The organism is Pedobacter sp. 05L430, assembly GCF_056397585.1.
This window is the reverse complement of the sequence record NZ_JBFTNT010000151.1, coordinates 1-9,526: the sequence shown is the minus strand read 5'-3', so window position 1 is coordinate 9,526 and position 9,526 is coordinate 1. Positions and strand designations below refer to the sequence as shown.

The window sequence follows — 9,526 nt, the reverse complement described above, 5'->3', positions numbered from 1 at the left end:
GGTTTGGTTTGCTTCGTTAAACGTATAAATCTGGTGATTCGCTACAGTCTGTTAGAATTCGCACAATGCTTTTTTACAAGCAGTATCAAAACTTTGGTTGTTGGGGCGTTGACAGGGCGTTCGTAAGGCCTTGATAGGGCTAAAACCCTACTAAGGCCCTGCCAATGCCCAATTAAAACCTTATTAAATTTCAAGAAATACATATGATATTATGTCGAATCTATTTATTAGATTTATTAGTAAAAAAAGCTATGGGGATATTACCAAAACAAGTAGCTGCAATTATTCCGGAAAATGCCCGACAATCTGTTAAGCGATCTTTGCAGGGATTCTTTCAATTTGGATTAACAAAAATATCCGGAGGTAAAAGCAACGCATTACTTTGGTCTTATGGTCACTTTGAACTGACACCCTTTACTATATTTCAAGGATTTTCTCAGGGTAAAAACCTTCTACCCAATTTGTATGGCGGTAAAAACTCCATTTGGGAAGATCCGGAATTAAGGGGTATTATCCCAATACAGGATTTTAAAGCACAAAAAGATTTGTTACGTCGTTTAAAAAAAGAAAAAACACTACCACCGGAAACACAACTACAAATAAAGGTAAATACCAATTTTAAAGAAACAATAACTGGCTGTTCCCGTACAAATGGTAAAAAGAACAGGGTTTGGCTAACTCCTGAATTTATAAAATCGGCTTTAGAACTGCATGAAATGGGCATAGCACACAGTGTAGAGGCTTACCAAAATGGCATTCTTGTTGGTGGTGTAATTGGCCTTGCTATAAATGGATATTTCACCTCGTTAAGCTTATTTCATACGGTTGACAATGCCAGTAAAATCGCTTTTTACTATTTACTGGTTAAACTTAAAGACGATGGATTTACTTTACATCTTAGCGGAGCAGCTAATTCCTGGTTCACACAGTATGGAATGGTTAATGTTGAAAAAGAAGAATTCAGGATAAGTTTAATGAAAGCCGTAGCCACCCCGGCTAAATTCACTCCAACGGTTCCTCAGCTATCATTTTAAGAAAAATACTGTCTTACAAATTCTGAGCAATTACATAACCATTTGCCCAGGCCCACTGAAAATTATAGCCACCAAGCCAACCGGTTACATCTATACATTCGCCACCAAAATACAGTCCGGGTATGTTCTTACATTCAAGCGTTTTAGAAGAAAGCTCATTGGTATCAATACCACCCCTCATCACCTCAGCTTTGTCATACCCCTTATCGCCTGCAGGTTTTACCTTAAACAGGTGGATGGTTTTATGGATCAATTCAAGCTCTGCTTTGGTTAATGATGCTACCTGTTTCTCTATTGGCAAAAACTTACTCATTGCATCGGTAAGTTTTTTAGGGTAAAACCGGTTAAACAGGGTTGAAAGTAAAGATTTCCCGTTTACTCTTCTTTCCTCCTCAATTAAGCTGGTAATATCTTTACCGGGCAACAGATCTATATTTATTTCTTCACCCCTTCTCCAATATGAAGAAATCTGTAAAATAGCAGGGCCACTAAGTCCCCAATGTGTAAACAAAATATTCTCTTCAAAAGAGATGCGGTCGTTGCTTACTTCGCAAAAGACACTGTTTCCTGATAACTGAGCGTACCAATCTTCATCTTTACCTGTAATGGTTAATGGCACTAAAGCAGGTGCAGTTTCGATAATATTTAAGGCGTGTTTTCTGGCAAAACGAAGCGCAAAATCTGTTGCACCCATTTTAGGAATAGGCAACCCACCCGTAGTTATTACCAGCTTGGGAGCCTTTAAAGTACGTTGTTTCCCCCCTTTTTCATATTTTATGGTAAAGGAGCTATCGTTAACAAATTCTATTTCCGATACCTGTGCATTGCAGATAATCTGTTGCCCAAAATCAGCACATACAGAGGTAAAAACATCTACAATGTCTTTGGCATTTTTGCCATCTGGAAAAAGCTGACCCAAAGTTTTTTCTTTTCCTGTGATGCCATAAGCTTCAAAAAAACTGACGGTATCGTCAACAGTCCACTGTGTAAATGCCGATTTGCTGAAATGTTTATTGTTAGATATAAACTGTTCATCGGTAGCAAACAGGTTGGTATAATTACACCTTCCACCTCCTGAGATCAGGATTTTAGCTCCCGGTTTATCGCTTTTTTCCAGCAAGATAACCTTTTTACCAAGGTAACCTGCCTGTACGGCGCACATCAAACCACACGCTCCGGCTCCAATAATTATAGCATCTGCATCCATCAATCCGTTTATATTGTTATTTTTGTGCAAAATAAGCATAACTTTTTCATAGTAGATATGGCAAAACAGATAAGTGATTTAAAATTGGGCATACTTGGAGGCGGACAATTGGGCAGAATGCTGATACAAGAGGCCATCAATTATAACTTAACCACTTTAATTTTAGATCCCGATACCGACGCACCTTGTAAACATATAGCGAACTATTTTGAGTGTGGCTCAATTACTGATTTCGACACCGTTTATAATTTTGGAAAAAAGGCCGACATCATCACTATTGAAATAGAGAAAGTAAATATTGAGGCACTTGAACAATTGGAAAAAGAAGGAAAGCATGTTTATCCACAATCGAGGGTAATCCGTTTAATTCAGGATAAAGGTGTTCAAAAACAGTTTTTTAAAGAGAATGATATTCCTACCGCCCCATTTCAACTGGTAAACAGTAAGGCAGAGATGTTAAACAGCAACATTCCTTTCCCTTACATGCTTAAACAGCGCAAAGACGGCTACGATGGTAAAGGGGTAATGAAAATAAACCATGCCGCAGATGTTGAAAATGCCTTTGAAGGGCCTTGTTTAATTGAGGAACTTGTAGATTTTGAGAAGGAGATTGCAGTTATTGTGGCAAGAAACCCAAACGGAGATGTAAAAACTTTTCCTTTGGTTGAGATGGAATTTAATGCTGAAGCAAACCTGGTTGAGTTTTTAATCTCCCCTTCCACCTATCCGGATGCGATTCAGGAAAGAGCTGAAGTTATTGCTAAAAACATCGCTTCATCATTAAATATTACCGGATTATTGGCGGTTGAAATGTTTATTACCAGGGATGGCAACATCTTGGTAAATGAGCTTGCGCCTCGCCCTCATAATAGCGGTCATCATACTATAGAAGGCAATTATGTATCTCAGTTTGAGCAACATTTAAGGGCTATTTTTAACTTACCTCTGGGCGACACCCGTGCAATAAACAATGCGGTGATGATTAACCTGCTTGGTGAAAAAAACCATAATGGGGTGGCAAAGTACCATGGACTAGAAAAAATCATGGCAATTGATGGTGTATATGTACATTTGTACGGAAAAAAATATACCAAGCCTTTCCGTAAAATGGGTCACATTACTGTTGTTGACCAAAACCGCGAAAGTGCAATAGAAAAAGCAAATTATATTAAAAATACATTAAAAGTTATTTCCTAATGAGCGTACAAGTTGGCATTATAATGGGTAGCAAATCGGATCTTCATATTATGAAGGATGCTGCTGATGTTTTTAAAGAATTCGGGGTCGAATTCGAAATGACAGTTGTTTCTGCTCACCGTACTCCTGAAAGGATGTTTGATTATGCAAAACAGGCTGCTGGCCGTGGTTTAAAGGTAATTATTGCGGGTGCCGGTGGTGCAGCACATTTACCTGGAATGGTGGCTTCTATTACCGTTTTGCCGGTAATTGGAGTTCCTGTAAAATCTTCAAATTCTATTGACGGATGGGATTCTATCCTTTCTATTTTACAAATGCCTAATGGTATCCCCGTTGCAACTGTTGCACTTAATGCAGCAAAAAATGCCGGTTTGCTTGCTGTTCAAATACTTTCTACTGCTGATGCAAGTCTTGCTGTTAAAATGCAGGCTTATAAGGATGAGCTTAGAAAGAAAGTTGAAGAAAGCGCTTTAGAGCTTTAGAGTATTTAGACATTAGTACTTGGACATTAGTAGTTATGCCCCTTGTCTAAATACTAATTACTAATTCAAATTAGGATTACTTGGAAAATTGCTAACATGCGCATATTTTGGTCCAAGGTTAATGATCACCTCTCGCCATAAATCTTCTTCATCGTTAGAAAAAACCACATCAGCCTGATAAGTGTCTGATACAATCCATGTATTTTCTTTAAGCTCATCTTTAAGCTGCTCTACACCCCAGCCAGAATAGCCAATAAAAAACTTGATTTCGCTGGCTTGGATAAATCCATTGCTGATGAGAATTTTCAGTGCTTCAAAATTGCCTCCCCAATAAACCCCTTTTGCAATTTCTTCGCCACCATTTAGCTTATCATAACAGCGATGCATAAAATGAACGGTATCGGTTCCAACAGGGCCACCGATATATACCGGGAAGTCTGCTTTATCCAGTTCAGGGATTAAATCGCTCAGCACAAGTGCACTTCTTTGGTTTAAAATAAAACCAACAGTTCCCTCATCCTGATGCTCTGTAATTAAAACTACCGAACGTTTAAAATTAGGATCCATTAAAAATGGTTCAGAAATTAATAATTTACCTACAGATGGTTCTAAGCGACTTAACATTTTAGAAATTTAAAACAAAATTAACTAAACTAACCCTATTTTTGTGTATGGACCTTACTAAAGAAAATATACAAAACCTACGCCAAGATTATCGCTCGGCAAGTCTTTCTGAAAATGATGTTGATAGCAATCCAATTCTTCAATTTAAAAAATGGTTTCAGGACGCTGTCAGTTCACAGCTATATGAACCTAATGTGATGACGCTTGCTACTTCCGATAGGTTTGGAAAGCCCACGGCAAGGATAGTATTATTGAAAGGTATTGATGAGGATGGTTTTGTATTTTACACCAATTACGAGAGTAAAAAGGGCCGTGATCTAGTAGAAAACCCACAAGCAGCCCTTGTTTTCTTTTGGCCTGAGTTAGAACGACAAGTGCGTATAGAAGGTGTGGTAAGTAAGGTTAGTGAGGAGACTTCTTCCGAGTATTTTCACTCGCGTCCAATAGGTAGTCAAATTGGAGCAATGGCATCTCCTCAGAGTAAAGTAATTAGCGACAGGGAATCGCTAGAGCGTAAAGTTGAGCAACTTACTACCCAATATGCTGATCAGGAAATCCCACGTCCGTTACATTGGGGTGGTTATTTAGTGGAGCCTACTTATATAGAATTCTGGCAAGGCAGACCAAGCAGGCTGCATGACAGGATTGTTTACGATTTGGTGGAAGGTTCGTGGATTATCAATAGATTAGCTCCGTAAAAAAACTTAAATGAAAAACATCTCAGTAATAGGCTCAGGTACTATGGGCAATGGGATTGCGCATGTTTTTGCACAATTCGGATATCAGGTAAACCTGATTGACATTAACAAGGATGCGCTTGAAAAGGCAATCAATACAATTGGCAAAAACCTTGATCGTCAGGTTACCAAAGGCACAATAACAGAAGTACAAAAGGCCGAAACGATCAAAAACATAACCGTATTAACCGATATGCAATTGGGTGTTGCAAATGCAGATTTTATTGTTGAAGCTGCCACGGAAAACCTTGACCTAAAACTAAAAATATTTAAAGATCTGGATGCTTTTGCTAAGCCGGAGGCTATTTTAGCAAGTAACACTTCTTCTATTTCCATTACCAAAATAGCATCTGTTACCAATAGGGGCGCCAAAGTTATTGGAATGCATTTTATGAATCCTGTACCAGTGATGAAACTGGTTGAGGTGATTCGCGGTTACGCAACAAGTAATGAAACTACTGCTACAATAATGGATCTTTCCAAAAAGCTTGAAAAGGCACCTGTTGAAGTAAATGACTACCCGGGTTTTGTTGCCAATAGAATATTAATGCCCATGATAAATGAGGCTATATATACACTTTATGAAAACGTTGCAGGAGTTGAAGAGATTGATACGGTGATGAAGTTAGGAATGGCGCATCCGATGGGGCCATTGCAACTTGCCGATTTTATAGGACTGGATGTTTGCCTGGCTATATTACGCGTACTGCATGACGGATTTGGGAATCCTAAGTATGCTCCATGTCCTTTATTAATAAACATGGTTACTGCTGGTAACAAAGGGATTAAATCTGGTGAGGGCTTCTATAACTATTCTGAAGGTGTTAAAGAAGCCAAAGTTGCCGCCAAGTTTAGTATATAGTTAGTATTTAGTAGGTAGTACTTAGTATTTAGATTAAAGGAAAGCTACAGAATAGAATTTAATATATCTGATTTTAAATGTATTTTTGGATGTTTAACACCATGTCTAAGTACTAAATACTAAGTACTAAATACTATATTAAAAATAAATGAACGAAAATCTTGATCCTTCTTCTGAAAGCCTATCTCCTATTGAACGTGATATAGAGAAAGTGCTGCGTCCGCAAGTTTTTGAGGACTTTACAGGACAAGAGAAAATTATGGAAAACCTCAAAATCTTTGTAAAAGCTGCAAAGTTAAGAGGAGAACCATTAGACCATGTTTTATTACACGGCCCCCCGGGTTTAGGTAAAACAACACTTTCTCACATCATTGCAAATGAGATGGGTGTAGGCATTAAAATAACGTCGGGACCTGTTTTGGATAAACCTGGTGATCTGGCAGGGCTACTTACAAATCTGGATACTGGCGACATCCTATTTATTGATGAGATTCACAGATTGAGTCCACTAGTTGAAGAGTATTTATACTCTGCAATGGAAGACTATAAGATTGATATCATGCTGGAAAGCGGACCCAATGCCCGTTCAGTTCAAATCAGTCTGAATCCTTTTACCTTAGTAGGTGCAACTACCCGTTCTGGTTTGCTAACTGCACCTTTAAGGGCGAGGTTTGGAATTAATTCCAGATTGGCTTATTACGACGCAAAGTTACTTACAACCATAGTTTTAAGATCATCTGATATTCTAAAAACACCAATTACTGAGGAAGGTGCTTACGAAATAGCACGCAGAAGCCGTGGTACACCTCGTATTGCCAACGCATTATTGAGACGGACACGGGATTTTGCCCAGATTAAAGGCAACGGAAAGATCGATACTGAGATTGCTCGCTATGCACTTAATGCCCTAAATGTTGATGAGCATGGTTTGGACGAAATGGACAATAAAATTCTTACCACCATTATAGATAAATTTAAAGGTGGGCCTGTTGGCTTAAAAACGATTGCTACCGCAGTTGGGGATGATGAAGGAACCATTGAGGAAGTTTATGAACCTTTTCTGATACAAGAAGGGTTTTTAATGCGTACCTCTCGTGGCCGTGAAGCAACTGAAGCAGCATACAAGCATTTGAAAAGAAATTTTCCTGGCCAAACAGGTAAATTATTCTGATCATTATACTTCATTAGCCTTTAAAAAACAGCCAATAGATTAACAAAGCAACAACAAGAATGGGAATTATCCATTTTAATACTGGGGCAGCCCCGTTTTTATCGTATTCGTCTACAGCCTGACGTGAAGGTCCCGGATCATCCTGATGCTTTGAGTAGTTCGTCTCAATTGGCTTATGAGGTTTTAGTGGATCCTCTGAATGTTTAACATCTGCATTATCCATAATATTAAGTTTTAGTTACTTAATAAACAATTAAAGAACTTAAAGGTTTGATAAGCAAAGATTATCTTTGCATTTCATGAACAGTAATTCTGCAAAATACAGCAAAATGATTAAGGATGAAGCCATTCGCTTAGGCTTCATGCAATGCGGTATTGCCAAAGCTGAATTTCTTGAAGAGGAAGCGCCAAGGCTCGAGAAATGGCTGAATAACAATTACCATGGAGAAATGGCCTACATGGAGAATCATTTTGATAAACGCCTGGACCCAAGATTATTGGTTGACGATTCAAAATCCGTAATATCGCTAACACTAAACTATTTCCCGGAAGAGCAACAGAGTGATCCTGATGCACCAAAAATATCCAAGTATGCTTATGGTACAGATTACCATCTGGTAATTAAAGACAAGCTGTTTCAATTGCTCAATTTCATTTCAGAAGAGATTGGCGAGGTTAATGGGCGCGCTTTTGTAGATTCCGCCCCTGTTCTGGATCGCGCATGGGCAAAACGTGCAGGCATTGGATGGATCGGAAAAAACAGTAACCTGATCAGTAAAAAAAGTGGTTCATTCTTCTTTCTGGCCGAACTTATTGTAGACTTAGACCTGGAATATGATAATGCTTTTGAGACCGACCATTGCGGAACATGTACCAAATGTATAGACGCCTGTCCTACCGATGCAATATTATCTCCCTTTATTATTGATGCAAAGAAGTGTATTTCTTATTTAACGATAGAGTTAAGGGATGAAATCCCTAATACTTTTAATGATAAGATGGAGAACTGGATGTTCGGATGTGATATTTGTCAGGACGTATGCCCCTGGAACAGATTTTCCGTACCTCACTCTGAGCCGAAGTTTCAGCCTAAAGAAAACCTGTTAAACATGAAACGGGAAGACTGGCTCGACATTACTGAAGATGTATTTAAAAATATATTTAAGAACTCGGCGGTTAAAAGGACTAAATTCAAAGGACTTACCAGGAATATAGATTTCATAAAAAAACTGCCTGATAATTAATTCAGGCAGTTTTTTCTATTTCCCGAACTTCATTTTTAGCTGTTCCAACATATCGTTAGTCACATCAACTGCGGGTTTTTCCTTTTTAGGCTGAGGCTTAAATGCCGGCTTTGCCTGGTTTGGGTTAGGCTTATTTGCTACATGCGGTTGTGCCTGCTTAGGAGCCTGCGACTGTTGCCCTTGTTGTTGCTGTTTCTCAAGTTTAAGCTTTTCCTTCTTTTTATTCCATCTATCCCAAATTTCACCAAGCTTTTTCTTTGTATATAAAGGAAAATCACCTTGTTTCATCCAGGCATAGTAACTAGGTTCAGTATCAAAAACCTGCTCTACAGTTTTGCCCTTGTGCTTTCCGAAATTGAAAATCTCTTCATTATCTTCATTAAAAACCATTCGGCCTGCAAAATCCACAGGTTTATTCATATTTGTAAAAGTATGAAGGGCATCAACACTGTTCTGAACCGGTTTGGATATGTTACCTTGTTTATCCTCGAATTCTGTGTCCTTATAGCGCTCAATTTGAGCCAATAAGACATGATAAGTGGCAGTGATATCTGCTTCTGCAGAATGCGCATTTACAATATCTTTATCACAGTAGAATTTATAGGCGGCACGTAAGGTACGTTGCTCCATTTGATGGAATATATTCTGAACATCTACAAACTTCCTGTCGGACATATCAAAATCCACTCCTGCCCTTAGAAACTCTTCAAGCAATACAGGAATATCAAATCTGTTTGAGTTATATCCTGCTAAATCAGCATCTCCAATAAAATCAGAAAGTTCTTGTGCTACATCTTTAAATGTTGGCTCGTTTGCAATATCCTTATCATAAATTCCATGAATTAAAGATGATTGCAGAGGAATAGGCATTTCTGGATTAATACGTAGCGTTTTAATTACTTCCGAACCATCAGGCATGGCTTTTAGTATGGCAATTTCTACGATACGATCGGCACCAACATTAACTC

The 9,526-nt window shown here is 38.5% G+C and carries 11 protein-coding genes; 7 read left to right on the top strand and 4 right to left on the bottom strand.

Annotated elements, in window-relative coordinates:
• Positions 1-251 precede the first annotated feature (251 nt).
• Positions 252-1,034 carry a leucyl/phenylalanyl-tRNA--protein transferase gene (locus tag AC1DG9_RS17465; RefSeq protein ID WP_172663304.1) on the top strand — a complete coding sequence of 261 codons (783 nt, stop codon included), beginning with the start codon at positions 252-254 and terminating at the stop codon, positions 1,032-1,034.
• Between the two features lie 13 nt (positions 1,035-1,047).
• On the opposite strand, the gene AC1DG9_RS17460 is transcribed toward AC1DG9_RS17465, so the two are convergent.
• Positions 1,048-2,280: a BaiN/RdsA family NAD(P)/FAD-dependent oxidoreductase gene (locus AC1DG9_RS17460; RefSeq protein ID WP_337714880.1), complete on the bottom strand. Its 1,233-nt coding sequence runs from the start codon at positions 2,278-2,280 to the stop codon at positions 1,048-1,050.
• 18 nt (positions 2,281-2,298) lie between these two features.
• Here AC1DG9_RS17460 and AC1DG9_RS17455 point away from each other — a divergent pair, with 18 nt between their 5' ends.
• Together AC1DG9_RS17455 and purE are read left to right on the top strand one after the other, a co-directional pair.
• Positions 2,299-3,438, top strand: a complete 1,140-nt coding sequence (locus tag AC1DG9_RS17455; protein ID WP_337714882.1) for a 5-(carboxyamino)imidazole ribonucleotide synthase — start codon at positions 2,299-2,301, stop codon at positions 3,436-3,438.
• Entirely contained in the window at positions 3,438-3,920 is a 483-nt protein-coding gene (gene purE, locus AC1DG9_RS17450; RefSeq protein ID WP_172663306.1) for a 5-(carboxyamino)imidazole ribonucleotide mutase, read from the top strand. The genes AC1DG9_RS17455 and purE overlap by 1 nt, the downstream gene beginning before the upstream one ends.
• A gap of 60 nt (positions 3,921-3,980) precedes the next feature.
• On the opposite strand, the gene AC1DG9_RS17445 is transcribed toward purE, so the two are convergent.
• Positions 3,981-4,544, bottom strand: coding sequence for a YqgE/AlgH family protein (locus AC1DG9_RS17445; RefSeq protein WP_172663307.1), 564 nt, complete (start codon positions 4,542-4,544; stop codon positions 3,981-3,983).
• Between the two features lie 47 nt (positions 4,545-4,591).
• Here AC1DG9_RS17445 and pdxH point away from each other — a divergent pair, with 47 nt between their 5' ends.
• From pdxH to ruvB, 3 genes are all read left to right on the top strand, one after another.
• Positions 4,592-5,242, top strand: coding sequence for a pyridoxamine 5'-phosphate oxidase (gene pdxH, locus AC1DG9_RS17440; protein ID WP_337714885.1), 651 nt, complete (start codon positions 4,592-4,594; stop codon positions 5,240-5,242).
• A gap of 10 nt (positions 5,243-5,252) precedes the next feature.
• Complete coding sequence (locus tag AC1DG9_RS17435; protein ID WP_172663309.1) at positions 5,253-6,143, top strand: 3-hydroxybutyryl-CoA dehydrogenase; 891 nt, start codon at positions 5,253-5,255, stop codon at positions 6,141-6,143.
• A 148-nt stretch (positions 6,144-6,291) separates the two neighbouring features.
• Entirely contained in the window at positions 6,292-7,314 is a 1,023-nt protein-coding gene (ruvB, locus tag AC1DG9_RS17430; protein WP_172663310.1) for a Holliday junction branch migration DNA helicase RuvB, read from the top strand.
• Positions 7,315-7,327: 13 nt separating this feature from the next.
• On the opposite strand, the gene AC1DG9_RS17425 is transcribed toward ruvB, so the two are convergent.
• On the bottom strand, positions 7,328-7,537 hold the full coding sequence (locus AC1DG9_RS17425) for a hypothetical protein (RefSeq protein ID WP_172663311.1): 210 nt from the start codon (positions 7,535-7,537) through the stop codon (positions 7,328-7,330).
• 76 nt (positions 7,538-7,613) lie between these two features.
• Between AC1DG9_RS17425 and queG the strand changes: the two genes are divergently transcribed.
• Positions 7,614-8,558: a tRNA epoxyqueuosine(34) reductase QueG gene (queG, locus tag AC1DG9_RS17420; RefSeq protein WP_337714887.1), complete on the top strand. Its 945-nt coding sequence runs from the start codon at positions 7,614-7,616 to the stop codon at positions 8,556-8,558.
• Between the two features lie 15 nt (positions 8,559-8,573).
• Here the strand turns inward: queG and AC1DG9_RS17415 are convergent.
• Positions 8,574-9,526: exonuclease domain-containing protein (locus AC1DG9_RS17415; RefSeq protein WP_477634957.1), on the bottom strand; the 953-nt coding region annotated here is incomplete at its 5' end.

Coding starts and splice junctions, on each gene's coding strand:
- AC1DG9_RS17455 (WP_337714882.1), top strand. CDS start 2,299: ATGGCAAAACAGATAAGTGATTTAAAATTGGGCATACTTGGAGGCGGA.
- purE (WP_172663306.1), top strand. CDS start 3,438: ATGAGCGTACAAGTTGGCATTATAATGGGTAGCAAATCGGATCTTCAT.
- AC1DG9_RS17465 (WP_172663304.1), top strand. CDS start 252: ATGGGGATATTACCAAAACAAGTAGCTGCAATTATTCCGGAAAATGCC.
- AC1DG9_RS17445 (WP_172663307.1), bottom strand. CDS start 4,544: ATGTTAAGTCGCTTAGAACCATCTGTAGGTAAATTATTAATTTCTGAA.
- AC1DG9_RS17425 (WP_172663311.1), bottom strand. CDS start 7,537: ATGGATAATGCAGATGTTAAACATTCAGAGGATCCACTAAAACCTCAT.
- ruvB (WP_172663310.1), top strand. CDS start 6,292: ATGAACGAAAATCTTGATCCTTCTTCTGAAAGCCTATCTCCTATTGAA.
- AC1DG9_RS17460 (WP_337714880.1), bottom strand. CDS start 2,280: ATGCTTATTTTGCACAAAAATAACAATATAAACGGATTGATGGATGCA.
- pdxH (WP_337714885.1), top strand. CDS start 4,592: ATGGACCTTACTAAAGAAAATATACAAAACCTACGCCAAGATTATCGC.
- queG (WP_337714887.1), top strand. CDS start 7,614: ATGAACAGTAATTCTGCAAAATACAGCAAAATGATTAAGGATGAAGCC.
- AC1DG9_RS17435 (WP_172663309.1), top strand. CDS start 5,253: ATGAAAAACATCTCAGTAATAGGCTCAGGTACTATGGGCAATGGGATT.